This is a genomic window from Desulforamulus hydrothermalis Lam5 = DSM 18033 (assembly GCF_000315365.1).
Classification (GTDB): Bacteria; Bacillota; Desulfotomaculia; order Desulfotomaculales; family Desulfotomaculaceae; genus Desulfotomaculum; species Desulfotomaculum hydrothermale.
On sequence record NZ_CAOS01000009.1, the window covers coordinates 116,744 to 142,976 of the forward strand.

Sequence of the window (26,233 nt, forward strand, 5' to 3'; positions counted from 1 at the left end):
CCTTTTCCAATAGAGCGAGTCTCAAAAACTTTTTTCCGGGAGGTGAGGGTATGGCAAAAAATACCAAGTCAGCAATTAAGCGAGCAACCATTAGAGCAATGAAAGAGCTCGGGACTTACAAGAAAGAATTCGACCCACTGATTGAGATTTATGCTGAACTAAGGGAACAGTACGCCGTGTTGTCCGGCCGGTTCGCAGCTGGGGGGTACCCGTTCGAGGTTTCAACAGCGGACGGTGGATCGAAGAAAGCACCAATTGTCGCCACGCTCGAATCCCTCCGCAAAGACATACTGGCGTACACAGACCGGTTGTGTCTGAATCCGAAAACCATCGACGGCATCACCGTCGAGACTAAAAAACAATCTGTGCTGGCCGCAGCGCTGAGGCAACTTGAGTGATGCTAAAAACCTTGACATTGTTTTGGAGTACGCCAGGAGCATAGTCGAGGGTAAAAAGGTTGCAGGCCAAGAAATAATCCAGGCCTGTCAGCGCTTTTTGGACGACCTGGAAAATCCGGAATATGAATTTCGTACCAAAGATCCAGAGTTCGTAATCCAAATCATTGAGCGTACCTTTGTTCACGACAAAGGCGAAGCGCTCGATGGCACACCACTCCGAGGGAAACCGTTCCTGCTGGAACCTTGGCAAAAGTTTATAATCTATAACCTGCTTGGCTTTTGGAAAGCTGGTACTAATGAGCGCCGCTATAAAGAGGCGTTTATTTTTATTCCCCGGAAGAATGGCAAGACCAGATTTGTAGCTGCATTGGCTTGGGCTCTGGCACTTCTCAGCCGGAAGTCCGGCGCGACAATCTACATCACGGCACACGCTCTCAAGCAATCAAAGCAGGCGTTCGAGTTCATTCTTTTTAACCTCAAACGCATGGGCGAGGAAGATAATTTCCGCATCTTGAATAACAACCAGGAACATTCTATTAGTGGCGACCTGGGTGACGGTTCAATTTACATCGAGGCCCTGGCCGCCAATCCTGACCGTCAAGATTCGCTAAATTGCAATATCGCCATAGCCGACGAGCTGCATGCCTACACCAGACCGAAGCAGTACAACATCATCAAAGAGGCCATGAAGGCCTATACCAATAAATTGATGATTGGCATTACCACGGCCGGCGATGATATGACCAGCTTTTGTTACCAGCGTTTGCAGTATTGCAAAAAAGTTCTGGATGGCACGGCTCGGGATGAAACGTATTTTGTGTTCATATCCAAAGCTGACGAGGACGAAAAAGGAAATGTCGACTATACGAATCCGGTCCAGCATGAAAAGGCTAACCCAAACTATGGGGTGACCATCCGGCCGGAGGACATTCTAAATGATGCACTGCAGGCGCAGAACGATCCTCAACAGCGAAAGGACTTTCTAGCGAAGTCACTCAATGTCTACACTTCCGCTATGAATGCATATTTTGACATCCATGAGTTCAGATTGTCTGACCGTAAATATAACTGGACCCTGGAAGAACTGGCAAAACTGCCGATTAACTGGTATGGTGGTGCTGACTTAGCTAAATTGCACGACCTGACTGCTGCTGCTCTGTATGGCGAATATCAGGATGTTGGTATTATTATCTCTCACGCCTGGTTCCCGGTTGTAGCTGCAACTGCCAAAGCCGAAGAGGACGGCATTCCACTGTTTGGCTGGATGGATGATGGCTGGCTGACCATGACAAATTCGGCGGTGACTAACATTGCTGAAGTGGTCGAGTGGTTCAAGCGCATGAAGCGCATGGGCTTCCGAATCAAACAGATTGGCTTTGACCGGAAATTCAGTCATGACTTTTTCCGGGGTGCCAAAAAAGCCGGTTTCAAGCTGATAGATGAGCCACAATATTTCTGGCGCAAGTCACAGGGATTCCGTCGGATTGAGCAAAAAGCAAAACTTGGGAAACTCTATTATTTACACTCAGATGCATTTGAATATTGTGTTCAGAACGTCCATGGGATTGAGAAAACAGACGGCCTGATTCAGTATGAAAAAATCGATGAGAACCGACGCATTGACATATTTGATGCGTCTGTTTTTGCTTGTGTCCGATATCTAGAGGACACAGACCAAGCGAAGGCACAAAGCGAATGGCTAAAGGGCGGTGATAGTGCTTGAGTAAAAAACAAAAGAGAGCAAGGCAACCGACTGAGAAGCGAAGTGTTTCTGGTGGAGAAAACACTCTGTTAGGATATTGGCTTAAGGGTGAAGATTTATCCCTTCCTTCCAGTTACGTCAGATTGTCTGAAAATCCCGAGGTCCGTATGGCTATCGACCGCATTTCTGACCTTATTAGCAGCATGACCATTCATCTTATGAGAAATACGGATAACGGGGATATCCGAGTACGGAACGAACTGGCAAAGAAAATAGATATTAGCCCGTACAGTCTAATGACTCGCAAAGACTGGATGTATTTTATTGTCCATACAATGCTTCTTGAAGGTGATGGCAACTGCATAGTGTTTCCGACAACTTCGGATGGGCTCATTGATGAATTAATTCCAATTCCACCGAGCGCAGTATCTTTCCCATCACCGAAACAAAACGGCATCGGAGCGGCAATTGGGTACCAGATATCTATTCGAGGACGCGATTTTAACCATGATGAAGTGTTACATTTTAGAATTAACCCAGATCCTGATGAACCGTGGAAAGGACGTGGATATCGCTTTATCCTCAAGGATATTGTTGGGAATCTCAAACAAGCTGCAGCTACCAAAAAAGCATTTATGGGAGACAAGTGGCGCCCGGGTATCATTGTCATGGTTGATGCTGACACATCTCAGCTTTCAAATGATGAAGAAAGGGAGAAGTTAATCCAGCGGTATATTGGCGATGGAAAGAGCGGCAAACCATGGATTCTACCAGAGGGAATCATCCGAGTGGAGACGGTTAAACCCCTTAGTTTACAGGATATTGCAATTCATGAATCAGTCCAAATTGATAAAAGGTCGGTTGCAGCCATGCTCGGTGTTCCGGCTTTTTTTGTTGGTGTTGGTGATTTTAAGAAGGACGAATATAACGCATTTATCCAGACACGCATCCTACCGCTTGCTAAAGGTATTGAGCAGGAACTGACGCGGAAATTGCTCTATGCACCGGACATGTTCTTTAGGTTTAATTCCCGTTCTCTCTATGCCTATAGTTTGGTTGATTTGGTTACTGCTGGCACGGCTCTCGTGGATCGGAACACACTTCGCCGGAATGAACTTCGCGACTGGATTGGCATGAGTCCAGACCCGGAAATGAATGAATTAATTGTCCTGGAAAACTATATCCCAGCTGATTTGTTGGGTGAGCAAAACAAACTAAAGGATATTAAAAAGGCTCTTGAAGGGGGTGAGGGGAATTGAGCAGAGACACAAGACAAACTCGGTGCATGAAAACTGAACTTAAAACCAGAGCCGAAGGAGACAACGGAGACCTGATTATTGAGGGTTATTTTGCGGTATTTAACCGGGAAACAGAACTATGGAAGGGCGCATTTGAAGAAATTGCACCGGGTGCGTTTGATAACACGCTCAACAACGATATCCGTGCGTTGATTAATCATGAGCCCCGGCTAGTGCTTGGTAGGAATAAGTCCGGCACATTAGAACTTCACACAGATTCACGCGGCCTTTGGGGACGAATCAAAATTAATCCGAATGACACTGATGCCATGAACCTTTACGAAAGGGTAAAACGTGGCGACGTTGACCAGTGTTCGTTCGGATTTAATATTGTGCGGGAAGATACCGAGTGGCGTGAGGATGGTTCAGTTAAATGGACCATCAGAGAATTTGACTTACACGAGGTCAGCGTCGTCACCTTCCCAGCTTATGAAGATACCTGCGTTGCTGCCAGACAAAAGCAGGTTGAGGAACACCGGGAACGCCTGCTGCAGGCTAAACGCCAAAAATTAATTGAAAGGGTGAAAAAAATTGCTGAGACAGCTGGTAATCAGTAAAAAAATCGAGCAGCGCAAAAATGCACTGGCTGAGCTTATGATCCAGGAAGAAGAAATTCAGAAGCGCAGCACCGAGTTTGAAGCGGCTGCTAACGAGGCAAAAACCGATGAAGAAATTGCTGTCGTTGAGGAAGAAGTCACCAAGCTCGAAGCCCAAAAGGATGAACTTGAACAGAAAAAGTCCAAGCTCCAGGGCGAGATTGCTGAACTCGAAAGCGAATTGGAGCAGCTTAACGCTAAATCGCCGACTGGTGAGCAACGGTCGGTAAACCAACAAAAACGAGGTGAAGTCCAAATGGCAAAAGAATATCATATTTCACAAGTCCGCAGGATGCTGGAAACTGGTGAATACTATAACCTTCCTGAGGTTCGTGAATTCTATGAAAAATTCAAGAACCTTCGTGCTGTCTCCGGTGGTGAACTGACCATTCCTAATGTCATTATCAACCGTATCCTGGATATCGTTGGTGACTACACTACCTTATATCCTCGCGTAGAAAAAATCCGCGTTAGCGGTACTGCCCGAATTTTGATAGATACTGATACATCAGCAGCCTCTTGGATCGAGATGGCTAGTTCTATCCCGACTGGTGATGTTGGAACAATCACCAAAGTTGATTTTGACGGCTTCAAGGTTGGCAAGGTCACTTTCGTTGACAACTACCTGCTTCAAGATTCCATTATCAACATTGATGATTACGTTGTCAGAAAGATAGCCCGCGCTATTGCAAAGGCGCTGGATCTTGCAATCTTAAAAGGAGAAGGAGCAAGCCAAAAGCAACCGGAGGGTATCATACCAAAGATTCCTGCAGGCAATCAAAAAACCGTAGAGGCTGACGAAAAGCTACTCGTTAATCTATTGAAAAATGTAGGTCTAATTGACACTGGCGATGACAGTGTGGGTGAAATTGTCGCAGTAATGAAGCGGCAGACATATTATAACCGCCTGTTGGAGTACACCATCAATGTAAATAGCGAGGGCAATGTCGTTGGCAAGCTGCCCAACCTGACCCAGCCTGATTTGTGCGGCCTGCCGGTTGTTTTTAACCAGAACATGGACGTTGATAAAGTCCTATTCGGAGTGCTTGACCAATATACTATGGTTATTCGCGAGGACATCAGTATAGACCGGTCCGAGCATGTGAAGTTTGTTGAAGATCAAATGGCTTTCCGTGGCAAAGGCCGCTTCGATGGCAAACCGGTCCGGCCAGCAGCGTTTGCCCTTGTCACTATTACCGATCCGGCAGGTGAATAAGTCTGAAACCAGCTCCACGGGGGCACAAACTAAAAAAGAGCATAGCAAACAGACCATCCATGGGATGATCTTTAAAAAGTGAAAAGTGATAACTTGTGTATTTCCATCAATCCTTAACTACAGAGTACCCGTGCCTCCGAGCTATAAGAATAGCCTGTTCTACTGTGATTTCACGAGATGCAGGAAAAGGTTGCGCTTTCTTATAAAGTTCTGGGTTGTAAGGTTCACCTTTTTTAAGGATGTGATAAATGGCAGTAAGCAACATTCGTGCAATAGCTATAATAGCACGCTTATGGCCACGCCGCTTTTTGATGGATAAATAGCGGCCCTTGATTTCAGGGTGTTTATCACTTTTAACAACAGCGTTGGCGCACTGTACTAAAAGTGGCTTGATATAAACACCGGCACGGGATATGCGAACAGAATGTTTTTTGCCCGCACTCTCGTTGTTTTGAGGAGTCACTCCTGCCCAGGAACACAAGTGTTTGGCTGTAGGGAACACAGACATATCAGCACCGATTTCTGAAATTATAGCGATTGCAGAAAAGGGATTTTTGATACCTGGTACAGTGGACACTAAAGTACGTTCCTTGGCATAAGGCTCTGAGAGCGATAGAATTAAGGATTCAAGGTTGGACTTGCACTTTCCTAATTCGCCATAATGCTGAAGAATAATATTCATTTTTTGCCGCTGTTCCGGTGTAATCATTCCGTCCAGGGCAAGACGGATATCGTCCACTTTATGCAGCATGGATGAGTGAAGAAGAGGAACAAAATCGAAATCCTTATCATCGGGATTTTCAAGCAAGTAGTCAATGATTCTCATTGAACTCTTACCGAAAGTATCAGATACCACGTTGGCGAGCTGGATATTTGATACAGTAAGACAATTTTGAATCCGGTTCTTCTCGCTGGAACTAAAGTTTGTGAGCTTAAAACGATAACGCATCAAGTCACGCAATTGACGAATTGGAAGGGGTGGCATAAAGCTTCCGGCAACAAGGTCGTGCTTAAACAGGTCGGCAATCCACTTGGCATCCTTTTTATCGGTTTTCTTACCGCGAATCGCTTTGACATACTTTGGATGAGCCAGTGTAATTTTACAGGTGGCTTCCAAAATATTGTACACAGGTACCCAATACTTGCCGGTGGATTCCATGCAAACATGTGTGCAGGAATTGGAGGAAAGCCACTCCGACAGCTTTCGCAAATCGTTTGTGAAGGTAGAAAAGCGTCTGGACTTGTAAGTGGTAACACCTTTGTCATTGGTAAAGGCAATACAAGCAACAAGAAACTTTTTGTGGACATCAATTCCACAACAGATGGGGTAAACGATTTTTAACATTAAAGTCTCCCTTCGCAAAAAATTATTGAGAAAAGCAGGCATTGACTGACTGTCCAGCTATAAACGAGTTGTTTATACAAAGATAAGTCTTCGTACTCTGAAGGCACACTTATTTGTGCTTGAAAGGACAGTCTACACATATAAAAATACGGTCTGCTCCCAAAGGAACAGCGCACTCACCTCCACGTGATTTGTAGTTGCCTGTTATCTCAATAAGATAGTTTTAAAACAAAACAAGCTCATAGGCAATGTTTCATTCCGTTTTGTGCCTTGAGCTTGCGAAAGGAATGGTTATAAAAATGAACGAGGTACAAATCCTCGCTCTAGTCAAAGCACGATTAGGAATTACAACGGCGGTCAGGGATGAATACCTGGCCGCCATTATTTCCGGCGTGATTGACGAGCTGGAAAAGGAAAAGGGCATTGTGCTAAATGCTAACAATGCCCACCATCTGATGTTTGTCGTGGATTATGCTACCTGGCGGTATCAGTCTAGGGACAGTGATGGGGCTATGCCCAGACACCTGCAGTACCGGTTGCGCAATCTGATTATATCTGCCGGTGGAGGTGCTACCAGTGACCTATGACCACGAGTTAACCCTGGTTAAGCAAACGTTTGTTAGTGATGAGATTGGCAACCAGATACCAGTGGAAACTGAAATCACTGTCCTTTGCGGCATTAAGTCTGTGGCAAGAAATGAATTTTACAGTGCTGCCACGACTGGGATAAAACCGTCCATAGTCTTTATAATCCATGGCTATGAGTACAATGGTCAGCAAATTGTGGAATTTGAAGGGGTTAGGTATAGGGTAATTCGTACCTATGCCACCAGTTTTGAGGAACTGGAACTGACCTGCGAAAGGGTGGCTGCCGATGGCTAGGAACGATGTCAGTATTGACCAACTAGCCAGTGCCATCACACGGGCGGTGCGTGATTATACCGGGGACGTAAAAGTGGGTATTGAGGCAGAAGTAAAATCAACCGCCGATAAGGTGCTCAAAGAGGTTAAGCGGTTAGCCCCGAAGCGTACCGGCGAATATGCCCGGACGTTTGTCAAAACTAATAAGTCACTCCCTGGTAAACAGCGTTACGTTGTTTGGAATAAGAAACACTACCGCCGGGTGCACCTTTTGGAATTTGGTCATGCCAAGGTAGATGGTGGCAGGGTACAGGCCTATCCTCATCTGAGGCCGGCCCATGATAAATACACCAAAGAGATGCTTGAGAATATCAAGCAGATTATAAGGAGTGGTGGCAGATGACCCAAGCTGAGCTATATGCAGCCCTCAAAACTTTAGATCTACCAGTGGCCTATGGAGAGTTTACCAACCCCCAAGTTCCTCCGTTCATCACCTACCACCACGCCTACAGCAACGACATGATGGCCGATAACCACAACTACCTAGATGTTGCAAACTACCAGATTGAGCTCTACACCACAAAAAAAGACCCTGCCACCGAAAAGAAGGTGCAGGATTTACTTAAATCACTTCGCCTGCCATATAGCAAGGTCGAGGCTTATATTGAGTCCGAGGGCCTACGGCAGGTAATCTATGAAATTCAACTGATTGGAGGGTAAACCATATGCCTAAAAATAAAGTCACTTATGGCCTTGAGAAAGTCCATATTGCTTTTGCCGATACGGAATCCCAAACCCAACCGGCCTGGGAGACTCCCGTAGAGATCCCTGGAGCTGTTAGGTTCACCCCGACCGCACAAGGGCAGGAGTCAACCTTTTACGCAGACAATGGACCTTACTTTGTTGCCACAAGCAATAATGGCTATACCGCTGAACTGGAGATGGCCTTGGTGCCTGATGATATCCTCGCTGAAATGCTTGGCTGGGAAATTGATGCCAACGGCATGCTAGTTGAGATTGCTGACGGGCAGCCTAAGGAATTTGCCTTGATGGGGCAGGTACTAGGCGACCAAAAGAATCGGCGATTTGTGTACTATCGCTGCAAGGCAAGCCGCCCTGCTAAGGAGCACACCACTAAAGGCGAAACCATTGAGCCTAAAACTGATGTGCTGTCCTTGACCATTCTGCCTATTGAGTACAACGGTAAACGGATTGTGAAAAGCGTTATGGAATTAAACGATACCAACGCTACAGCCTACAATGCGTTCTTTAACGCAGTAACTTTACCGGGAGCGGGGGCGTAAGAAATGAGAGAGCTTAACATTGGTGGTCAAGTTGTGAGAGTCAGGGCTACGCCCCTGGCTCTCTTGTATTATCGGCAGGAGTTTGGAACAGCATTACTTTCGGACATGGCTAAAATCAAAACCGGAATTTCTGGATTTGACCATGTTTTATGTTTGCAAATAATTTGGGCTATGGCAAAAGCCGAAAATGGACCTGGAAAGCAGTTTCCTAGCTTTGAAACATGGTTATCTTCTTTTGACGAAATAAACCTCTTTGACACTACCTTTGTAACGGCAGCTCTAGAGGAAGCTGCCCGTGGGTTTCTTGGTACAAAATCTTCGCAAGAGTAACGAACAACAAAAAATAAAGTGGTTAGATATTGAGTTATTAGTTATTGGTAAGCGGTTAGGGTTAACTTTTACTGAAATTAATGAATTAAGGTGTCAGGACTTGTTAGACTTTGTTGACGCATACACCAGAAAAAAAGATGACGAACCAAGGATGGCTACACAGGAAGATATAGACAAGTTTTTTGCATAAATCTCCTAAAGCTACAAAGGCTACAAAGCACCCAACCAGGTGCTTTGTAGTTACTTTAGCCCAAATTGAGCCTTATTTTGCAGTTTGTTTCCTTGGAACAATAGATTTGCATTAGCCCCTAAATCACCTTCGCCTTCATACTGATACATAACCGTGTGTAGTTGGTCGCCAGGGTTTCCGCTCTCTGATATAACTACACCAGGACCACCTATAATTGCTGTTGCTTCTTCATACGACATTCCGCTTTTTAATTGGTCAAATTCTTCCTTAGATATGGTTGGTTTGTTTGCAGAGGGTGTATTACTAGAAGTAACTGTATCGTTACCTGGGTTAACTATCATGATTACTAATAGCAATATTGTAGCAATGGCCCATTTACCAGCTTTCTGCTTTGCAAATATCTTGCAAGCAGCCCCAATTAAACATACAAAAAACGCAACAACAGTTATCAATTCAAACATATAGTATCCTCCTTAAATATTTTTAACTTTATTTTCTATCATAATTAGATAAAGTCAACTAATTAGAGTTGTTTCGACAATATTTTTTAAAAACTTGATGTAGCAAGGTGGTGATAGGTTTGGCTGAGACCATTAAGGGTTTAAATGTTGTCATAGGAAGCGATACCGTAGGTTTAAACAAAGCACTTGGTGATGTAAATAAAAATGCCCGTAATATTCAGAGCGAACTTAAGCAGGTCGAGAAGTTACTAAAACTTGATCCATCTAATACAGAACTGCTTTCTCAAAAACAGAAGCTTTTGGCTGATGCAGTTGAGAATAGCAAAGAAAAGCTTGATCGCTTACGCTCTGTTCAAGAGCAAATAAATAAGCAATTTGCCAAAGGGGACATATCAGAAGGCCAGTATCGTGCATTCCAGCGGGAAGTAGTTAAGGCCGAGCAAGAATTAAAAAGGTTTGAGAATCGAATTGCTGATGCAGAAAAGAAGTCCAAAGACCTCGGCAAAACAATTCAAGATATTGGAGAAAAAGCTGGCAACATTGGTAATAAGTTAACCCTAGGTGTCACCGCTCCCCTTGTTGGATTTGCAACATTAGCGACAGAAGCAACCCAAGAATTACGAACAGAACTGGCAAAACTTGAAACTAACGCACAAATGGCCGGGGCTAACATCGAGGTTGTTAACCAGGCATACCGTGATATGTATGCTATCACCGGTGAGTTAGATTCAAACGTTGAAGGTCTGTCAAACCTATTGGCTGCCGGTTTTGATGGCACCCAAATGACGCAGGCAATGGAAATGGTTGCTGGTGCTGCAATCAAATTTAAAGATACTCTCAAATTTGAAGGAATTGCTGATGGCTTGCAGGAAACCCTGGCCACTGGCGCAGCCATAGGTCCTTTTGCTGAATTACTGGATAGGTCAAGCGTAAGCCTTGATGAATTTAACGAAGGCCTACAGGAGTCCATAAAGCAAGGCAAGCAACAGCAGTATATCCTTGATACTCTGGCAAAGCTGGGATTGAAGGAAACCTATGACGCTTATACGAAAAATAATAAGGCCCTAGTCGATGGAGCCAAGGCGACATATGATTTACAATTAGCTACTGCTGAGTTAAGTGATACCTTAATGCCAATCAAGACAGAATTAGTAAAAAAAACTACTGAACTAATAAAAGCTTATAATGAATTAACACCAGAAAGTAAAAATGCCGTTCTTGCCTTAACAGGTGTTGCGGTGGCTGCTGGCCCTGTTTTGACTATTATCGAAAAGATTACTAAGATTTGGCCTGTGCTTACTGCTGGACTTACTACCATAGGAGGACCAGCAGCAATAACCATAGGTGTTTTGGGCGCTTTGGGAGTGGCTTTTGTTTCTTATAAAGAAAAGATTGACGCTGCAATAATGAGTTTTGACACATGGATGCGGCAACAATCCTGGTTTAAAGCCATTGGTGGTGCTCAGTTATCCGACTTTAATTTCCCCAAACAAAGCGTAGCAGACTTCAAAAAACTAGAAAATGAAATGGGTGCATTTAAAGCCCCCACTATACAAGCTCCTAAACTGGACATATCAAAATACATGTTGAAAGTCAGCGACGTAGCAAAAAGCACAGGTGCCACGGCAGCGAAAGCGGCAGAGGATACTAGGGCAGCGTGGGAAAAGACTGCCGATATTTTAGGGGTTAGGCTCCAAATTATCGAGGCTCAATATGATACCCTAAGTAATTCAACTGCCCAGTCAAGCGACAAAACAAGGAGCCTCGTCACCGAACTACAGGGCTTATATCAACAACTAGACATGCAGCAAAAGATTGTTGCAGCAGTAAACGAGGGCTATCTAGCATCAGTAAAAGCTAAGGGTGAGGATGCGGAAGAAACCATAAAATTAGCACTCAGATTGGAGCAAGAAAAGAGAGCCCAGTCCGAACTTGAAAAAGAGATACGGGAAACCAACCAAGCGATCAAAGATCATGCCAAAGAACTAAGGGACTTAGCCCAGGAAGTGAGCGAGGTTGAAAGAAAATACCGGGAAGAGCTAGCTGACGCTCTCGAAGAGTATCAAGAAAAGGTCAGAGAAGTCAACCAAAGAGTCATTGAAGAAGAAAAAAAGCTTACTGAACAGTATGAACAGGAGCTAAATAACCGCACAAAGTCTCTCAGCAACTTCGTTGGTCTGTTTGAGGCTGTTGCCACCAGAGATGTATCCGGTAAGGAATTGCTGGACAACCTCCGTGGCCAGGTGGATGCTTTTGAAAAATGGCAGGAAAACATTGCAGATTTAGCTGCCAAGGGCGTTGATGAAGGCCTAATCGAAGAACTACGCCAAATGGGGCCTAAAGCAGGGCCAGAAATTGCAGCCCTTAACACCCTAACTGACGAGCAATTACAGGAATACGTTACCCTCTGGCGAGAGAAAAATGAAATGGCCAGAGAAGAGGCTATAACTCAACTAGAACAGCAGCGCCAAGAAATGTATCAAAAGCTTTCGGAGATTCGCCAAGATGCCCAAAAACAATTAGAGGCATATCGAGTTGAGTGGGAAAAGAAAAACGCTGAAATCCGAAAGAATGCCGAGGAAGAATTAAAGCGAATCGAAGATAGGTTTAAGGAGATATCCGAAGCTGGTAGTCGTTATGGCGTTAGCCTGATGACTAACTTCATTGATGGCATAGAGGGCCAGTTTGACCGCTTAGAGCGTACTCTTGAAAGAATGGCTGAAATGGTGGATAGCTACATGCCGCACAGTCCAGCCAAGCGTGGGCCACTGAGGAAAATAATGGAGTGGGGCCCATCGCTGGTTGGTAGCCTTATTGAAGGCATTAACGACAGTCTACCGGCATTGGAGAGCACAGTTAGCCGCATGGCAGCAAGTACGTCACCCATGGCCATGGCTGGTGGTGGCGATACCAATTACCATTATGGTGGGAACAGCTTTACATTTTACGTCTCAAGCGGCTGGGAAGAGATTGAACGCGAGTTACGCCGCCGAGGGGTGAGGATATGACCTTAAGCATCCTAATAGCAGGTGAGGAACGAAGCAAAGACCTGGAGTGGGACAGCCTTAAAATTGATCAGGTATTGGCTTATCAAGTTGACACCTGTACCCTCAACATAAAAGGCGACCAGCCGGTAGAAGGCGAGGAGGTTATCATCGAATGGGATGGTATTCGTGTTTTTGCCGGGGTCATTACCAACGTTGAATTATCCCGCACCCTCACAGACAAAAGTATTGTCGTTTGGAAAGTTGATTGTGACGATTATACAACCTATATGGACCGCAAACTGGTAGTTGAAACCTACGAAAACATGGCCGCCGACGATATAATCAAAGATATTGCCGCCAAGTATTGTCCCGGTTTCACAGTGAACGGGGTAATTCCCGGGGCCCCGGTCATTGAGTGGATTCGTTTCGATTACAACCTTCCAAGCGAGTGCATGAAGGAAATCTGTGAGTACGTCGGCTGGCATTGGTATGTTGACTACTACAAAGATATCAAGTTTTTCAGCCCTGCTAATTACGTTGAACCTGCACCGATGCAACTCACACCAGGCGGGCTGTTTCATGGTCTGAAACACAAAGTTGACATCCAGGGCTTGCGGAACCGTGTCTATGTTTTAGGTGGAAAGTTCCTCTCCGACCCTCAAACCTTCGAGTGGGTGGCCGATGGTAAGGAAAGAATTTGGGTGCTGCCCTTTGAACCTCACTCACCGAAAATAAGCATTAACGAAAGTCCTCCGGTAACACCTGGCTTGGAGTACGTAGATGATGAAGCAAACTATGACTACATGTACAACCAGCGGGATAAATACATTAGGTGCTCTAATCAGACCCCTACCCCTGTAGCTGGGGCGACAATATCCCTTACCTGCAGGGTACCCATGGATGTAATCACGATGGTTGAAGATATCCCCAGCCAGCAGGCACTAGCTGCCGTCCAGGGTGGTGATGGGATTTATGAGTATAAAATATACGATGAAAAACTTATCACCATTGAGGCAGCAGAGGCGGCGGGTATGGCTGAACTCAAAGACCATGCTAACCCTAAAATTAGGGGAAGCTTTAACAGTGAGGTGCCGGGGTGGAAAACAGGGCAAATCCTAACTATTAACCTGCCAGACAGGGGCATAGTTGGCGAGTATCTTATCCAGCGGGTTAATATGCAGTGGGATAGCACCGCTAAAAGGTTTAGGTACAAAATCGAGTACGGTGGTAAACTCCTTGGTATTGCAGACTTTTTGCAGAGCTTGGTCAGTAGCCAGCAACGGGGCAAGATTATTGATGTGCAGTACCAAACAAAGTATGTGTCCGGTGATATCCCGGTTAATATCCTGATCGAGTTTGTAGTAACGCCAAGGATTGATCCCTGGTACTGTGGTGATGCTGATGCAATCTGCGGCGAAATTGTCTGTCTAGGTCTAGGAGATCAGCCGGTGTTCTTGAGCCCATGGCAAACCATATAAGAGGTGAAGAATATGTCTTATGATACTATCCAGCTTTTGACTGATAAGAATGGTAAACCAATACCACAGTATTATGATCCTGCTACCGACAGTTTTAAGACGAGGTGGTTGTAATGAACTCGGTAGTGGTAGAAACAAGTAAAAACAGTGTAATCACTGAAACTGTAAATATCGAGACCATAATCCACTTCTTAGCCCCGATACTAGTAATGGAAGAGCATAAGGAAGTGATTGAGTGACCTTTGTTATTAAGCGTGACGACACTAGAACAGCCTTTTTAAGATTGATAAAGTTAATCTAGGGGAACTAAACGGGTATGACATAGGTAGTATTGGCGACCAAACTACGGTCTATGGTACTAAAGTAATATTTACGGATAAAGAGATTATTGAAAACTATACTATATTTAATTATACGGGTGTAAAAACGACTAACTATACTGGCTGGGACGAAGCCGACTATTTATGCTATTGGGTAAACCGTAATAGTGGCACTATTTATATCAAGTTACCAAAGTCTATAGGGGATAAAACAGCAGATGCCATTAAAACATATCTCAACGGAACAACGCTAACTTATCAGTTAGCGGAACCTGTTGTTACCCCAATCCCGATACAGCCACCACTACAAATATTTGAGGGTGGGACAGTTTATGTAGAACCTGTTGGCGATCTTGCTGAGACTACATTACCATCAGTTGAATTAACAGTACCAGTAGGCCAAGGAAATAGATACGGTATCGCTACACATGATTACCAAGCTGCTGTAGCTGATTGGGTATTAACTAGCAATGAAAGTAAATGTATGCTTTTGATGGCTACAAATGCTGGTGGGGCTGCTAACATTATTGCTCCTGATAGGCCAGGGCTGCTTTATGCAGTAAATAATAAATCAGGTCAGATTATAACAGTTAAAAAATCTGGTGGCACCGGGGCCACTGTAGCAGCCGGTAAAACAGCCATGGTCATGCACAACGGCACAGATTATATCAAGATAACTGGGGAGGTATAAGTTATGCAAATAAAATTAAAAGCGGTCAAAATAACTCATAACGAGGACGGTACTGTATCAACAAAACTGCAGCCAGAACTTATTGGCGGGGTTGAGGGGTCCTATACTTCTGGTGAACTGTTTATCACAGTTCCCAACGCAGAGCTGCAACCACCAACACTAACCCACGGGGCTGAACTTGACAGCAACCTAAAGCCCTTTGTTGAAGCTGTAGAAGAACCTACTATATAACTAACGGAGATGCGAGAGTTAGATAGCTTAGGAGGTGGTTAGAATTGATTACGCAAGAGGGCCTTGAAAAGATTGCAGCCATGATAGCCGGGCTGCAATCTCCTTTTATAGCGATTGGTGACGGGAACGGGGAGAAATTCAGAAAAGCAGTGGGTGCCGTCATTACCAGCGGCCCAGTGGTGAGGTTTAGGACTTCGCTGTCACTGTCAGAGGGAAACGGTGACCACACCTACCTGGCACTGTTCTCTGATGCCGCCAGCGGTGCCGGGACCGGGGTGAAAATTGGTCAGGTTGACCAGTTATTCAACAAAGGACAAACCCAGGTTCTAAACGTGGAATGCAAAATTACGGTACAGGGGGTGTAGTGGTGCCTATAAACGCATTTAAGAACGGCGTAACGCCGCTGAATGAGGCAACAATGAACGCATTATTGAACCTTCAACCGTTTTCCGTGCTGTATGAAGGCACTCAAAGAGATGCGAAGACTGGTAGCGGAGTGCTCGAAAACACTCTAGCTGACTATAATTACTGCTGCCGGTTTACCGCTACCGGTACAACCGAGGTTGCCAGGGTTGAGCTGCACCTGGACAAGGATGGCACTGGCAGTGATCTTGTTGTGCAAATTCGTTCCGGGATGAACCCCGCTGCTGGTACCGATGGAACACTACTAAAGGAAATTGTCATTCCCGCTGAGTTTATCCCGACCACAGCGGCATACATTAGCATACCGATCAATCTTTCTGGCTTAACTTCCGGTGCACAATATTGGATTGTGGTTAAAAAGGGTGGAGATGCTACCAACCACCTGGACTGGGTAGGGGAAACGACCACGGACACCAACTACCCTGCATACCGACGGGCTGGCAATAGCGGAGCATGGACAGCAACCAACGCCCTGCATTTTAGGGTGTTTAGCGGTGCATCTGGGTTACCAAGGCACGTGATAGAGGGTGTTAATGCTATAACGACTATAGAGTATAGCAGCGGTCTACCGTCTAAGCTGTATCAGTATATACCTCCATCCGATGGGCCAGCGGGTGGCGTTAGGGATGTGCTTACTATATCTTACAGCAGTGGCCTGCTGACCAAGGGGGTGTAAAACTGTGCTAGGTGGAGTAATTGGTACTGTTTTAGGTTGGCTGGGTTATCAGGTAGGGCAAAGAACTGATGGTGCCAGTGCAAGCGGTAGCCTTCACGCCAAATCAACGTATATCAAAAATATTGTAGATACACTCAACGCTAGGCCATCGAGTGCTATCAAAAGCATACAAAGAGGAATAGCCACGATGGCCTCAAACGGTACGGAAACCACAGTCACTATATCTGCTGTAAATACTGGTAAATCATTTTTACTTTTTAGCGTTGGTGCTAACGTTCAATCTTCAGAAGGCGCAAGGACGTATTTAATAACCGGCAATATTGAATCCTCAACTACTATCAAATTTACTAGATATGCATCTAATGCAGGTAGGGATTTAACCATAGCTTGGCAGGTCATCGAATACAACTAAGGAGGTGTGCATATGTCTTATCACTACGCACAGCTTAACGAGCATGGTATCTGTGTAGCAGTATCTACCTTGGCCGGGGAGGTTGCCGCTGATAACTTAGTCCAGCTAGAAACCTACGATGAGGACAAGCTTTGGCGCAAGTATGAAAACGGCCAGTGGTCAGAGGAGAAATATGATCCTCAGTCAACAGCTCCGCTGACGGAGTTTGAGCGACTCAAACAAAAGCAGGAACTTCTGGAGCAGGGCATTGCGGAGCTGTCTATACTTATCGCCATGACTGGAGGTGGAACCGGTGTTTAACGAACAAAGTGCACTTGTGCAGATTTGGGTGGGGTTGGTCAGAGACGGAAAATACACCAAGGAGCAAATACCTGCTATTTCAAACCTGCGCGAAGTAGTCTTATCACTCCTGGGAGAGTGATTATTTTGTTTAAGAAACTAATCTGGAGGCTGATGAATATGTTTACTAAGGATAGTGCATTGGTTAAAATTTGGGTTAGTCTTATTCTGGCCGGGGTGTATACCTACGAGCAGTGCCCTGACTTATCTAACCTAAAAACTGTTGTCGGAGAAGTATTAGCCGAGATTGGATATCAGGTAAGTGCACAATAGACTTAAAATGTGCAGCAACAAACGCCTTATGAAGGGCGTTATTTTTATGCCCCGGGTGCCTATTTGGTGCCTGGGGCAACAGTTACCGGGAGGTGGTGGGGTATGGAAGCTGAAATCATGAAATTTGCTGCATCCCAAGGAATTTTCGCAATGCTGTTTGTGGCATTGCTTTTTTATGTCCTACGGAACAACGAGAAACGGGAAGAACGGCTTCTGACTTGTCTTAATGAACTTGGGAAGCAGTATGAAAACTTGTCAAAGGGGCTCGCTGAGGTAGGGAAAGATGTGAAAGAATTGAAAGGTAAGGTGGGAATATGAATAAATTCAAATCTCGCAAGTTCTGGATGGCAGTGGTAACTGCCTTGGTGGTAGTTTGTAATGAGGGATTGGGGCTTAACCTGCCTGAAGAAGCCATTATGACCGTGGCTGCTGTGGCCATTGGCTATATCCTCGGAGAAAGCTATGTGGATGGAAAGAAGGTATTCTAATGGCTAAGAAAATAGTCTGCATCGACCCCGGCCATGGTGGCGGCGATCCAGGGGCCATAGGCAATGGCCTCCAAGAAAAAGACATCAACCTAGACATAGCAAAACGAGTAGCAGCAAAGCTACTTCAATACGAGGATATAGAGGTAAAGCTCACCCGCGACGGTGACCAGAATGTATCCCTCCATGAGAGGGTAGTCATGGCCAACCGGCTAAACGCTGATTTCTTCCTGAGTATCCACGTAAACGCCGGGGGTGGCACAGGTTTCGAGTCGTTTGTTTACACGGGAGCTGGTGAGCACACCAGGGGCCTACGCACTATGATCCATGCAGAGATAGGCAAATGCCTCGATGCCATGGATATCTTTGACCGAGGACCAAAGCTTGCTAATTTCCAGGTGCTCCGAAATACAAAGATGCCAGCCATGCTGGTTGAGTGCCTTTTTATTGATAATCCTAAGGATGCTGCTCTGCTTAGACGGGATGATATCCTAGACGGCCTTGCCGGGGCCATTGTGGCTGGATTAGTCAGGGCATTTAGTTTGGTGCTTAAGCAACCTACCTGGGATCCACAAGCAGAGGTGCAGAAGTTAATTAATGCCGGGATAATTAACACCTCTCGTGAACACACAACCCTTGTAACCTGGGGAGAGTTTGCGACAGTGCTGAACAGAATACTAAACAAATAAAGCCGGGGCTTAGTGCTCCGGCTTTATTTGTTTTTAGGAAAAATAAAAACTCCCCTTTCCGGGGGAGTTAATAAATTAAGGTTTACAAACACCGCAAGGTACATAACCTTTAACCTTAGCATCGGCGGTATCTTTAAACCATACTTTGTTTCCATCCTGAATTGTTTTGGCATGGCGACAATCAGGATAATGGTATTTGTTTGATGTGCTACTACCTACATATTTCCCTGTGCTCTGTGCTGGTACTGGGGCTGCTTGCTGTACAACAGGTGATGGGATAGGTGCAACAGGTACCGGTGTGATGCCGGTCCGCTCAGTGGTCATGGAGTAGGTTTTGCCATCGGTTTTTACCACAATAGTGCCAGATTGATCAGTGCGGTAAGCCGTAACTCCTGCCGCTTGTAGCCTTTGGAGTGTATCGATATTAGGATGCCCATAGGTGTTACCAGCACCTACAGAGATAATACCAATCTGGGGCTTGACCTTGGCCAAGAAGTCTGCAGTGGTGGAGGAACTACTACCGTGGTGGCCAACTTTGAGTATTTCAGCGTCAAGCTCGCCATTCAAAAACATCTCCACCGGAGCCTCAGCATCCCCAGTGAATAGAAACTCAATGTCACCGGTATCCAGCCGGCACACCACTGAATAGTCATTGGTATCCTTCCAAACTTCATTCCCCGTTAATATCTGCAGGGTAGCGTTACCGAAGGTCAAAGTCTGGTAATTATCTGCCTCGTAAACTGCCTGCTCAGCTTTAGCTTTATCTTGATATAGTTTAGATATTTGGCTAGTTGCAAAATAACCGCTATCAATAACTTTTTCCACCACAAAAGCATCAAATACAACCGGTAGGCCACCGATGTGATCCTCGTGAGGGTGGGTGGCAATCAACAGTTCAATATCATCTACGCCCTGGGCCTTTAGGTAGTTGACCACCAATGGTCCATCGGCCATATTGCCGCCATCAATTAAAATATCTTGATTGCCCGGGAGCTGTATATAAATGCTGTCTGCTTGACCAACATCGATGAAGTGGACTTTGATGTCTTGTTGTGCGGGTATATCCGCAGCTAACGCCGGTGATGCGAATATCAGTAGCACCACCAAGAAAGCCATAAACAACTTATTCCTCAAACTATCCCCTCCAGTATTGTAAAATTTGTTTATGGCTATTCAATGGATAATTTGCAAAATCCTGCCTAAATTTGTTTTTAGTGTTAATGCGACAATCTTTTTAAAAAATAATAAAGCACCCGACTTGGGTGCTTCTTAATTTTCACCAAACTTTCACCTTTGGCTGTTCGGTTTTCACCGTATTTTCACCGACAGGTGATAAGATAGCGACAGTAAAAAACGATTGTACAAAAATAAAAAATAATATTTATGCGCATTTTACCAAGGCATTCAAGATACCTGTAAATGACTACGAACCCAGTAGTAATCAGGGTTGCAGGTCATTTGGAGTAAGTTAGTTACTGGTATTTTATTTGTATTGCGCAGCAATGAAAATAACCTTAAAACCCAGAAAAGTCAGCAATAATCAGCGTTCAGAGTTGTGTTGCCTTTTTATTAAAAATACAAAATAATAATAATGGAGAGCAAAACAAAGAAAAATAAAGCATGACAAGTATAATCAATAAAAATAAGCAAATTTAGCAAAATACAAGAAGGAGTTTACTGACTTGTGGAGAACTTATTAACAAACAAAAACACCACCAACCTGGTGGTGTGAAAAGGTAAATAATGGCTTGCACCGTACATATGTTTGGGTGTAAAATACATGGTAAGCTTGTACTGTCTTATCAATGTTATTGTGTAGTAATTTGTCGATAATTAGTTAAGGAAGGGAGGAAACGAAAAAGAGCACTTAAGCCGCGGCAACGGTTCAAGCGCTCAAAGAAAAAGGTTTACACAATAAACCAAATATATATTATATGATTTTAAGGATTAATTCAATAGCTAGAACGGTTTTTTATAGAAGGAGTGTTTGTTTAGCAATGGAAGGTTTAAAGCTGTTAACCAAACAGTACGCTGAAATATACGACACTTATGTTGACTGCTATAACAACTTTGTTGACACCGTTGGTATTGATATCTGTCATGTGCCGATGTTAAGACAGCTGTTACAGGCAAGAGCAGAGTTAGCAGAAATAGAACAGAAACTACGCTCTAAAGGTGTATTGGATTTATATATTATTGACCACCATTGACCACCGTTTTGACCACCGACAGACATTTCATATCAAAAAAATAACCTTTTGGATACAAAAGAAATGACTTAGAAAAGAACGTACTTAAAATTTCTTGGAATGTCTAAGGTTGCGGTTTTGCTGAGTTTCCTTTAGGATACAGGATTTTACCCACCAAGGACTTAAAATCCTGCGGGTAGCGATACCCGTGCCGGTTCGACCCCGGCTCCGGGCACCATAAATCAAGGCATCAGGTACTTACCTGGTGCCTTTTAGTTTGTGCGCCCGGCATGGGCGTTATCTATAGGGTGAAAGTCCCGAATGGTGAAGGTAGCAGTAGCCATAGCTTAAGACAAGGGTGTCTATCGCGAGGTAGAATCTGAAGGAAGTCGGCGGCAAACCTCTGGCCTGAGGACCACGAACTCCAGGTGAGGCTAGCGACAGTTGGATGAATCTGCAAACCAAGATAAAGTCCTTGCTACCAAAGGCTGTCGAGAGTAAATGGAGCGGGTAGATGGAACGGGTGGTAGCAAGGGACAATATGTTCTATGCGCTATACCGGGTGGGGGCTAACAAAGGAGCAGCTGGAATATACGGAATGACGATAGAATCCCTTCGCCCATTCCTCAAAGACCCGTGGCCCTTGCTCTGCCAGCAGTGTTGTTGGATAACTGGTTGCCCAGCAAGTTGCATTTGACTGATGGTCCTAAGATATTGACAGTGGTGTACTGCAATTAACTGACGACTTATGCAGCAATGGCAGCTAACAGGCGGTCAGTTTCGTATCGGTAAATGTTTATAAGAAAGGTTTAATGGTTGCCGGTTATTGCCATGCAAATTAAAGAATAAAAAAACAGCTAAGCCCGCATAAATGCCGTTTGGGCATTTTTTTATTTCTACATTATTTAATACACAAGGGCAAAAATTTATGTTATGCGCTGGCGCTGAAAAAACTGCATTTGGCGGGCTAATCATAGCAAAGTTAAGTTTACTGAGGCTATAATGGCTTTACAAAATATAAAAGGGGTGAGCATAGTGTCAAAATCGCTGACCATACCCCGGGCACCTGTTGTCAGCCGGGAGAAAGGTGAAAGAAAAACAGTCAGAGAAATGCATCAAGAAGGTTACTTGAAGTTTGTTATGGCGCGGCAGCTGCGGTTAAGTATATCCTTGTTCGGCGTTTTTGTATTGATTTTAACAGGATTGCCGCTGCTGAATTACTGCCTGCCGCAGTTGCTCAATTACCGTATTATGGGATTTACTGTCAGCTGGCTGCTGCTGGGAGTGTTGTTTTACCCGATAACCTGGGTGGTGGCTTTTATATATGTAAAAAAATCATTGCAAATGGAGCAGCAAATTGTTCAGGAGGTTAAGCAAAGGGGGGGTGCAACATAATGAGCGGCATTGCCTGGATTCCGTTAATATGCGTAACCTTATTGGTTATCGGCACCATTGGCCTGGGTTTCTATGTACAGCGCTCGGTACGCAGCACGTCGGACCTGTATGTGGCTTCCCGTGCCGTGGGCGTATCTATGAACTCGGCGGCTATTTCGGGGGAATATTTGTCAGCTGCCTCCTTTATGGGGGTAGCAGGCATGGTGATGAAATACGGTTATGATGTACTGTGGTACCCCGCCCTTTATGCTGCCGGCTACCTTTTTTTGTTGTTGTTTATTGCCGGCCCGTTGCGGCGGTTTGGGGCTTACACCATTCCCGATTTTGCCGAAGGACGTTTTGACAGTCCGGCTTTCCGAAAAATAGCAGTGGCTTTTGTGCTGGTTATCGGCTTATTTTACACCATGCCGCAAATGAAAGGAGCCGGGGTGGCACTGGTAAACATTTTGCACACGCCATACTGGGTGGGAGTTATTTTGGTTGGTACCGTAATTACCTTTAACGTCGCTTTAGGGGGCATGAAAGGGATTACCTTTGTGCAGGCGTTTCAGTACTGGGTAAAAATGTTTGCCATTTCTCTGCCGATTTTTATACTTTTTTCCGTGGTAGGCGGCTATGCCGGGCAAATGCAAAAAATTGACAATGGGGCTGATGCGGGCCGGGCGTTACCGACCTTTAAGGAAGACACGACAGTAATCTATAAGCCGGCTGCACCGGCCAATGAAATAATTTTTCCGGCCGGTGTTACTGCCACCTTTGTCAACGGGGCGGAGGTTGCCGTGGCCACTGCCGGAAGGGGAGCAGCGGCAGGTGGTTCTTTGCCTGCTGCCGGCCTGATTACAGGCCTGCCTGATCGTAAAGTAACCAGAGAGGTGGGGGGCCAAAGCCTAACTCTTTACTGTTTTGCCGCCGGCAGCAGTTTTACTGTGTCCGGGCCGGTGGAAACTGATCTGACAGGTGCAGATGGTAAACCTCGCCGGGTGCCGGTAAAGTTGACGGTTTTTCCGGCAACCGGCCAAGAATATGTCCAGATTGCTTACGGCAAAGGAGAAATAGTGCCCAATGCCCCGACAGACAAAGCCTGGTTAGAACCATTCGGCCCCTTTACCAACAAATACGGTCACCCGCTGTTATATACTTATTCTCTTATTATAGCCATTATTTGCGGTACGGCGGGGCTCCCGCACATACTGGTGCGCTTTTATACTAACCCGGACGGGCGGGCAGCCAAACGTACAGCCTTTTGGGTCATTATTTTGCTGGGGTGCTTTTATTTCTTCCCGCCCATTTGGGGGGTGCTGGGGCGTAATCTAGTTCCTCACCTTTATGCAGTTACCGGTGGTGCCTTCAGCACCGATGCGGTGGTTTTAATGCTGCCGCGCTTGCTAAATGATAAACTGCCATACCTGGGAGATTTATTGTCAGGTATTACTTCAGCCGGAGCATTTGCTGGTTTTATGACAACCTTTTCGGGCTTGCTGGTATCCATCACCGGAGCGCTGGCTCATGACATCTACGGCAACATGCTTAATCCCCAGGCTTCCCCGGATCAACGCCTGAAAGCCTTTCGCATAGCTGCTGTGATGGGTGGTTTAACGGCCATGGCTTTGGGCACCCTGGTGGAGAACTTTGATATTAACATGATGGTGGGTTGGGCCTTTGCCATAGCTGCGGCATCCTACTTTCCGCTGCTGATTGTAAGTGTTTGGTGGCGCGGCACCAGTGCAACGGGGGCTGCCGTAGGTATGCTGGGCGGGGGTATCACCGCTCTGGCAGCCATTGTATCGGTCATGTTGGCTGACAAAAAAGTAATACCGGCGCTGGCTGCATTTTATGCCCAGCACCCGGTATTGCGTTCTTTGGCGGAACAGCCCGCCATTTGGGCCGTACCTTTGTCTTTATCATTAATTTTTATAATTTCTTTTATGACGCCCGGAAGTGTGCCTAAAGATGCCGGGTGCAAAATGCTGGTTTTGCATGCCCCTGAAGAACTGGGGTTGCGGGACGAGTATATTAAAGAGGGAAGCGGGCAAATATCTGTAAGCGTACGTTAAACGGTTGGGGGAATAAAGATGTTTAACAGGAGAAACTGGCGGGGAAGGATAATATATGGAGGTTACCTGGCGGCTTTGGCGGCGATCTGGTATGCTGTTGAAATTACTGTCTTTTCTGCTGCGGCCGGTCTTAGCCTGGCCCTCTGTCTGGGGGCGGTCATGGCTGTTGTTTGGCCCCGCTGGTAAAAGTCAGCAGGCAAAATACTGATGTCACCGTTAGGCCACTGGCCAAGCAAGCCCTAAAAGACCTGAGCCAGACGGTAACCTGCCAGAGCAAGTGCCACACCCAATACAGTGCTGACAAGCAAATAGGTGATGGATAGCCATACTTTATCTTTGCGGATTAGCTCCACCGACTCCAGTTCAAAGGTTGAAAAAGTAGTAAAAGAACCCATAAAGCCTGTGCCGAGCAGAAAGAATACTTCCGGTGCCAGGCGATGCCGTCCAAACAGGATGCCAAGCAAAAAAGAACCCAGCAGGTTAACCGCCAAGGTGCCAAAAGGAAAAGGAGTTTTGTTCTTTGCCTGCACTAAATTTACAACGAAAAAACGGGTGATGGCTCCGGCGAAACCGCCGGCAGCCACAAATAAAACTAACTTCATGATAACTCTCCTTAATATTTAGCTGTTTCTTCTTTTTGGTAAAAAAGACTGGCCAGGCGAATACCCAACCAGGATAACAGAAGACCGCCGGCTAAACTTATAAATATATACTCAAAGGCCAGCAGAAGGTATTTTTGCAGCAGCAGATGCAAAACTTCCACCGAAAAAGTGGAAAAAGTGGTAAAAGACCCAATAATACCCGTATTAATGGCCAGCAGATATTCCCGTCGCAACTGCCAGCGGAGCAGGCTGCTGTAGGCAATGAAGCTGAGCAGAAAACTTCCTATTAAATTTACGCTGAGGGTTCCGTAGGGAAAGGGTGTGGCAGCCAGACCGTTAACCAAAGTACCTATGCAGTAACGGCAAACAGCACCGGCGATGCCGCCTGCTCCGACAAAAAGATAAAGCATGCCATCACCTACTTTACAATAACTACCGGGCATTTAGCCATTTGTACTACCTTGTGGCTTACGCTGCCCAGGAATAATTCCTTTACCGGGCTTAAACCACGGCTGCCTATAACAATGGCATCATATCGGTCTGTTTCGGCCAGTTTTACAATTTCCTCTGCCGGATCTCCCTGCAAGATTAGATATGACGTTTGAATATTATTAATGTTGCTGAACAATTCTCGATAATGTTCGAAGGTAGGGTTGACACGCAGTTGACTGAGCCTTAAATATTCTTCTTTACTGATGCCGAGAAAAACTGCTACGTCTTCAGTTAAGGGAATAACTGATAATAAAGTTAAATCTATGGACAGACCCTGGCGGGCCAGTTTAATGACATAATGAACAGCCCGCAGGGCGTTAGGCGAGCCGTCGGTGGGCAGTAATATTTTCAAGAGTATCCCTCCCTGGATAAACTTAACATTTATATTATATCACATGCAAGTTATTCAAGTCAGGGGCGGTCTTTGCTTTAATTATCCGCTTATTTTTTAAGGCATGGTTGATAAACTTCAAAAAATAACCCGTATCTCCTCAACGTGATACGGGTTTGCTGTGTTTATGGTGCTGTCAGGACATTTTGGTAACCTTATCAGCAGTAATTTTGTTTGACCCCTTTGCTACATAAGTTTTACAGCAGGTTTCCATACAACTGCCTGCAGGTTGAGGGTTATATTGTTTAGCCATGGTTGCATCAACCTGATCAGGTTGGACAGCGCCGAAATTATCGGTTGCTACTAAGATCTCGTTTGCTGTACATTTGTTTCCGGAGGCGTAATAATAACAGTCGCTTACAATGCAGTGAATGTGTTGATTCACAAAACCACTCCTCTTTTTTA

At 45.3% G+C, this 26,233-nt stretch carries 34 protein-coding genes; 27 read left to right on the forward strand and 7 right to left on the reverse strand.

The genetic code is table 11. The features are described from left to right. Positions 1-50: 50 nt before the first annotated feature. Genes DESHY_RS07195 through DESHY_RS07215 form a run of 5 tightly spaced genes read left to right on the forward strand, consistent with a single transcriptional unit; the run spans position 51 to position 5,210 of the window. Positions 51-398 (forward strand): P27 family phage terminase small subunit, encoded by a 348-nt coding sequence (locus DESHY_RS07195; protein ID WP_048817967.1) that lies wholly within the window; start codon positions 51-53, stop codon positions 396-398. Next, positions 391-2,121, forward strand: a complete 1,731-nt coding sequence (locus DESHY_RS07200) for a terminase large subunit (RefSeq protein WP_008411611.1) — start codon at positions 391-393, stop codon at positions 2,119-2,121. The genes DESHY_RS07195 and DESHY_RS07200 overlap by 8 nt, the downstream gene beginning before the upstream one ends. After that, on the forward strand, positions 2,118-3,359 hold the full coding sequence (locus DESHY_RS07205) for a phage portal protein (RefSeq protein ID WP_008411612.1): 1,242 nt from the start codon (positions 2,118-2,120) through the stop codon (positions 3,357-3,359). The genes DESHY_RS07200 and DESHY_RS07205 overlap by 4 nt, the downstream gene beginning before the upstream one ends. Beyond that, complete coding sequence (locus DESHY_RS07210) at positions 3,356-3,955, forward strand: HK97 family phage prohead protease (protein ID WP_008411613.1); 600 nt, start codon at positions 3,356-3,358, stop codon at positions 3,953-3,955. Before DESHY_RS07205 ends, DESHY_RS07210 begins: the two co-directional genes overlap by 4 nt. Continuing rightward, a complete protein-coding gene (locus tag DESHY_RS07215; RefSeq protein WP_008411614.1) occupies positions 3,930-5,210 on the forward strand; it encodes a phage major capsid protein in 1,281 nt (426 codons plus the stop codon). The genes DESHY_RS07210 and DESHY_RS07215 overlap by 26 nt, the downstream gene beginning before the upstream one ends. 106 nt (positions 5,211-5,316) lie before the next feature. On the opposite strand, the gene DESHY_RS07220 is transcribed toward DESHY_RS07215, so the two are convergent. Then, the gene (locus tag DESHY_RS07220; RefSeq protein WP_008411615.1) at positions 5,317-6,555 is read right to left on the reverse strand and encodes an IS110 family RNA-guided transposase; all 1,239 of its coding nucleotides are present in this window, start codon (positions 6,553-6,555) and stop codon (positions 5,317-5,319) included. Positions 6,556-6,854: 299 nt separating this feature from the next. On the opposite strand from DESHY_RS07220, the gene DESHY_RS07225 reads away from it, so the two are divergent. The 6 genes from DESHY_RS07225 to DESHY_RS07250 are packed head-to-tail and all read left to right on the forward strand — an operon-like array spanning position 6,855 to position 9,050. Next, positions 6,855-7,142 (forward strand): hypothetical protein, encoded by a 288-nt coding sequence (locus tag DESHY_RS07225; RefSeq protein ID WP_008411616.1) that lies wholly within the window; start codon positions 6,855-6,857, stop codon positions 7,140-7,142. Further along, on the forward strand, positions 7,132-7,437 hold the full coding sequence (locus DESHY_RS07230; RefSeq protein WP_048817968.1) for a phage head closure protein: 306 nt from the start codon (positions 7,132-7,134) through the stop codon (positions 7,435-7,437). The genes DESHY_RS07225 and DESHY_RS07230 overlap by 11 nt, the downstream gene beginning before the upstream one ends. Next, on the forward strand, positions 7,430-7,819 hold the full coding sequence (locus DESHY_RS07235; RefSeq protein WP_008411618.1) for an HK97 gp10 family phage protein: 390 nt from the start codon (positions 7,430-7,432) through the stop codon (positions 7,817-7,819). The genes DESHY_RS07230 and DESHY_RS07235 overlap by 8 nt, the downstream gene beginning before the upstream one ends. After that, positions 7,816-8,136: a hypothetical protein gene (locus DESHY_RS07240; protein ID WP_008411620.1), complete on the forward strand. Its 321-nt coding sequence runs from the start codon at positions 7,816-7,818 to the stop codon at positions 8,134-8,136. The genes DESHY_RS07235 and DESHY_RS07240 overlap by 4 nt, the downstream gene beginning before the upstream one ends. Positions 8,137-8,141: 5 nt before the next feature. After that, complete coding sequence (locus DESHY_RS07245; RefSeq protein WP_008411621.1) at positions 8,142-8,720, forward strand: major tail protein; 579 nt, start codon at positions 8,142-8,144, stop codon at positions 8,718-8,720. 3 nt (positions 8,721-8,723) lie between these two features. Then, positions 8,724-9,050, forward strand: a complete 327-nt coding sequence (locus DESHY_RS07250; protein WP_008411622.1) for a hypothetical protein — start codon at positions 8,724-8,726, stop codon at positions 9,048-9,050. Between the two features lie 240 nt (positions 9,051-9,290). Here the strand turns inward: DESHY_RS07250 and DESHY_RS13610 are convergent, their stop codons facing one another. After that, on the reverse strand, positions 9,291-9,701 hold the full coding sequence (locus DESHY_RS13610; RefSeq protein ID WP_082210475.1) for a DUF3862 domain-containing protein: 411 nt from the start codon (positions 9,699-9,701) through the stop codon (positions 9,291-9,293). Between the two features lie 119 nt (positions 9,702-9,820). Between DESHY_RS13610 and DESHY_RS07265 the strand changes: the two genes are divergently transcribed. The 12 genes from DESHY_RS07265 to DESHY_RS07315 all read left to right on the forward strand — a co-directional run bounded on the left by DESHY_RS07265 (position 9,821) and on the right by DESHY_RS07315 (position 18,705). After that, positions 9,821-12,709, forward strand: a complete 2,889-nt coding sequence (locus DESHY_RS07265) for a hypothetical protein (protein WP_008411625.1) — start codon at positions 9,821-9,823, stop codon at positions 12,707-12,709. Then, complete coding sequence (locus DESHY_RS07270; RefSeq protein WP_008411628.1) at positions 12,706-14,166, forward strand: hypothetical protein; 1,461 nt, start codon at positions 12,706-12,708, stop codon at positions 14,164-14,166. The genes DESHY_RS07265 and DESHY_RS07270 overlap by 4 nt, the downstream gene beginning before the upstream one ends. Before the next feature lie 804 nt (positions 14,167-14,970). After that, positions 14,971-15,177 carry a hypothetical protein gene (locus tag DESHY_RS07275; protein WP_048817969.1) on the forward strand — a complete coding sequence of 69 codons (207 nt, stop codon included), beginning with the start codon at positions 14,971-14,973 and terminating at the stop codon, positions 15,175-15,177. Between the two features lie 3 nt (positions 15,178-15,180). After that, the gene (locus tag DESHY_RS07280; protein WP_008411629.1) at positions 15,181-15,408 is read left to right on the forward strand and encodes a hypothetical protein; all 228 of its coding nucleotides are present in this window, start codon (positions 15,181-15,183) and stop codon (positions 15,406-15,408) included. A 44-nt stretch (positions 15,409-15,452) separates the two neighbouring features. Next, entirely contained in the window at positions 15,453-15,773 is a 321-nt protein-coding gene (locus tag DESHY_RS07285; protein WP_008411631.1) for a hypothetical protein, read from the forward strand. A gap of 2 nt (positions 15,774-15,775) precedes the next feature. After that, complete coding sequence (locus DESHY_RS07290) at positions 15,776-16,507, forward strand: choice-of-anchor R domain-containing protein (RefSeq protein WP_048817970.1); 732 nt, start codon at positions 15,776-15,778, stop codon at positions 16,505-16,507. Between the two features lie 4 nt (positions 16,508-16,511). Then, on the forward strand, positions 16,512-16,919 hold the full coding sequence (locus DESHY_RS07295) for a hypothetical protein (RefSeq protein ID WP_048817971.1): 408 nt from the start codon (positions 16,512-16,514) through the stop codon (positions 16,917-16,919). A 12-nt stretch (positions 16,920-16,931) separates the two neighbouring features. Continuing rightward, on the forward strand, positions 16,932-17,219 hold the full coding sequence (locus tag DESHY_RS07300) for a hypothetical protein (protein ID WP_008411635.1): 288 nt from the start codon (positions 16,932-16,934) through the stop codon (positions 17,217-17,219). 159 nt (positions 17,220-17,378) lie between these two features. Then, entirely contained in the window at positions 17,379-17,531 is a 153-nt protein-coding gene (locus DESHY_RS14240) for a hypothetical protein (RefSeq protein ID WP_008411637.1), read from the forward strand. Positions 17,532-17,633: 102 nt separating this feature from the next. Continuing rightward, on the forward strand, positions 17,634-17,849 hold the full coding sequence (locus tag DESHY_RS07310; RefSeq protein WP_048817973.1) for a BhlA/UviB family holin-like peptide: 216 nt from the start codon (positions 17,634-17,636) through the stop codon (positions 17,847-17,849). Next, positions 17,846-18,019 (forward strand): hypothetical protein, encoded by a 174-nt coding sequence (locus tag DESHY_RS14245; protein WP_008411639.1) that lies wholly within the window; start codon positions 17,846-17,848, stop codon positions 18,017-18,019. The genes DESHY_RS07310 and DESHY_RS14245 overlap by 4 nt, the downstream gene beginning before the upstream one ends. Beyond that, positions 18,019-18,705, forward strand: a complete 687-nt coding sequence (locus tag DESHY_RS07315) for an N-acetylmuramoyl-L-alanine amidase family protein (protein ID WP_008411641.1) — start codon at positions 18,019-18,021, stop codon at positions 18,703-18,705. The genes DESHY_RS14245 and DESHY_RS07315 overlap by 1 nt, the downstream gene beginning before the upstream one ends. 75 nt (positions 18,706-18,780) lie before the next feature. On the opposite strand, the gene DESHY_RS07320 is transcribed toward DESHY_RS07315, so the two are convergent. Continuing rightward, positions 18,781-19,839, reverse strand: a complete 1,059-nt coding sequence (locus tag DESHY_RS07320; RefSeq protein WP_008411645.1) for a ComEC/Rec2 family competence protein — start codon at positions 19,837-19,839, stop codon at positions 18,781-18,783. Positions 19,840-20,702: 863 nt separating this feature from the next. On the opposite strand from DESHY_RS07320, the gene DESHY_RS07325 reads away from it, so the two are divergent. From DESHY_RS07325 to DESHY_RS14025, 4 genes are all read left to right on the forward strand, one after another. After that, entirely contained in the window at positions 20,703-20,915 is a 213-nt protein-coding gene (locus DESHY_RS07325) for a hypothetical protein (RefSeq protein ID WP_008411647.1), read from the forward strand. Between the two features lie 1,014 nt (positions 20,916-21,929). Then, on the forward strand, positions 21,930-22,289 hold the full coding sequence (locus DESHY_RS07330) for a DUF485 domain-containing protein (RefSeq protein ID WP_160162484.1): 360 nt from the start codon (positions 21,930-21,932) through the stop codon (positions 22,287-22,289). Further along, the gene (locus DESHY_RS07335) at positions 22,289-24,343 is read left to right on the forward strand and encodes a sodium/solute symporter (RefSeq protein ID WP_008411650.1); all 2,055 of its coding nucleotides are present in this window, start codon (positions 22,289-22,291) and stop codon (positions 24,341-24,343) included. The genes DESHY_RS07330 and DESHY_RS07335 overlap by 1 nt, the downstream gene beginning before the upstream one ends. 18 nt (positions 24,344-24,361) lie before the next feature. After that, a complete protein-coding gene (locus DESHY_RS14025; RefSeq protein WP_160162485.1) occupies positions 24,362-24,529 on the forward strand; it encodes a hypothetical protein in 168 nt (55 codons plus the stop codon). 53 nt (positions 24,530-24,582) lie between these two features. Here DESHY_RS14025 and crcB (DESHY_RS07340) read toward each other — a convergent pair whose 3' ends face one another. The 4 genes from crcB (DESHY_RS07340) to DESHY_RS07355 form a co-directional block, all read right to left on the reverse strand. Further along, positions 24,583-24,945 carry a fluoride efflux transporter CrcB gene (gene crcB / locus DESHY_RS07340; protein ID WP_008411651.1) on the reverse strand — a complete coding sequence of 121 codons (363 nt, stop codon included), beginning with the start codon at positions 24,943-24,945 and terminating at the stop codon, positions 24,583-24,585. 11 nt (positions 24,946-24,956) lie between these two features. Further along, positions 24,957-25,355, reverse strand: coding sequence for a fluoride efflux transporter CrcB (gene crcB, locus DESHY_RS07345; protein ID WP_008411652.1), 399 nt, complete (start codon positions 25,353-25,355; stop codon positions 24,957-24,959). Positions 25,356-25,363: 8 nt separating this feature from the next. After that, the gene (locus tag DESHY_RS07350; RefSeq protein ID WP_008411653.1) at positions 25,364-25,789 is read right to left on the reverse strand and encodes a universal stress protein; all 426 of its coding nucleotides are present in this window, start codon (positions 25,787-25,789) and stop codon (positions 25,364-25,366) included. Positions 25,790-25,964: 175 nt separating this feature from the next. Continuing rightward, positions 25,965-26,213, reverse strand: coding sequence for a DUF1540 domain-containing protein (locus DESHY_RS07355; protein ID WP_008411654.1), 249 nt, complete (start codon positions 26,211-26,213; stop codon positions 25,965-25,967). Positions 26,214-26,233 lie beyond the last annotated feature (20 nt).

Bases quoted from the DNA above. Each gene is read 5' to 3' on its own strand.
- DESHY_RS07300 (WP_008411635.1), top strand. From the start codon at position 16,932: ATGTCTTATCACTACGCACAGCTTAACGAGCATGGTATCTGTGTAGCA.
- DESHY_RS07310 (WP_048817973.1), top strand. From the start codon at position 17,634: ATGGAAGCTGAAATCATGAAATTTGCTGCATCCCAAGGAATTTTCGCA.
- DESHY_RS07195 (WP_048817967.1), top strand. From the start codon at position 51: ATGGCAAAAAATACCAAGTCAGCAATTAAGCGAGCAACCATTAGAGCA.
- DESHY_RS07270 (WP_008411628.1), top strand. From the start codon at position 12,706: ATGACCTTAAGCATCCTAATAGCAGGTGAGGAACGAAGCAAAGACCTG.
- DESHY_RS07275 (WP_048817969.1), top strand. From the start codon at position 14,971: ATGCTTTTGATGGCTACAAATGCTGGTGGGGCTGCTAACATTATTGCT.
- DESHY_RS07220 (WP_008411615.1), bottom strand. From the start codon at position 6,555: ATGTTAAAAATCGTTTACCCCATCTGTTGTGGAATTGATGTCCACAAA.
- DESHY_RS07315 (WP_008411641.1), top strand. From the start codon at position 18,019: ATGGCTAAGAAAATAGTCTGCATCGACCCCGGCCATGGTGGCGGCGAT.
- DESHY_RS14245 (WP_008411639.1), top strand. From the start codon at position 17,846: ATGAATAAATTCAAATCTCGCAAGTTCTGGATGGCAGTGGTAACTGCC.
- DESHY_RS13610 (WP_082210475.1), bottom strand. From the start codon at position 9,701: ATGTTTGAATTGATAACTGTTGTTGCGTTTTTTGTATGTTTAATTGGG.
- DESHY_RS14240 (WP_008411637.1), top strand. From the start codon at position 17,379: ATGTTTACTAAGGATAGTGCATTGGTTAAAATTTGGGTTAGTCTTATT.
- DESHY_RS07280 (WP_008411629.1), top strand. From the start codon at position 15,181: ATGCAAATAAAATTAAAAGCGGTCAAAATAACTCATAACGAGGACGGT.
- DESHY_RS07335 (WP_008411650.1), top strand. From the start codon at position 22,289: ATGAGCGGCATTGCCTGGATTCCGTTAATATGCGTAACCTTATTGGTT.
- DESHY_RS14025 (WP_160162485.1), top strand. From the start codon at position 24,362: ATGTTTAACAGGAGAAACTGGCGGGGAAGGATAATATATGGAGGTTAC.
- DESHY_RS07325 (WP_008411647.1), top strand. From the start codon at position 20,703: ATGGAAGGTTTAAAGCTGTTAACCAAACAGTACGCTGAAATATACGAC.
- DESHY_RS07245 (WP_008411621.1), top strand. From the start codon at position 8,142: ATGCCTAAAAATAAAGTCACTTATGGCCTTGAGAAAGTCCATATTGCT.
- DESHY_RS07250 (WP_008411622.1), top strand. From the start codon at position 8,724: ATGAGAGAGCTTAACATTGGTGGTCAAGTTGTGAGAGTCAGGGCTACG.
- crcB (WP_008411651.1), bottom strand. From the start codon at position 24,945: ATGAAGTTAGTTTTATTTGTGGCTGCCGGCGGTTTCGCCGGAGCCATC.
- DESHY_RS07225 (WP_008411616.1), top strand. From the start codon at position 6,855: ATGAACGAGGTACAAATCCTCGCTCTAGTCAAAGCACGATTAGGAATT.
- DESHY_RS07240 (WP_008411620.1), top strand. From the start codon at position 7,816: ATGACCCAAGCTGAGCTATATGCAGCCCTCAAAACTTTAGATCTACCA.
- crcB (WP_008411652.1), bottom strand. From the start codon at position 25,355: ATGCTTTATCTTTTTGTCGGAGCAGGCGGCATCGCCGGTGCTGTTTGC.
- DESHY_RS07235 (WP_008411618.1), top strand. From the start codon at position 7,430: ATGGCTAGGAACGATGTCAGTATTGACCAACTAGCCAGTGCCATCACA.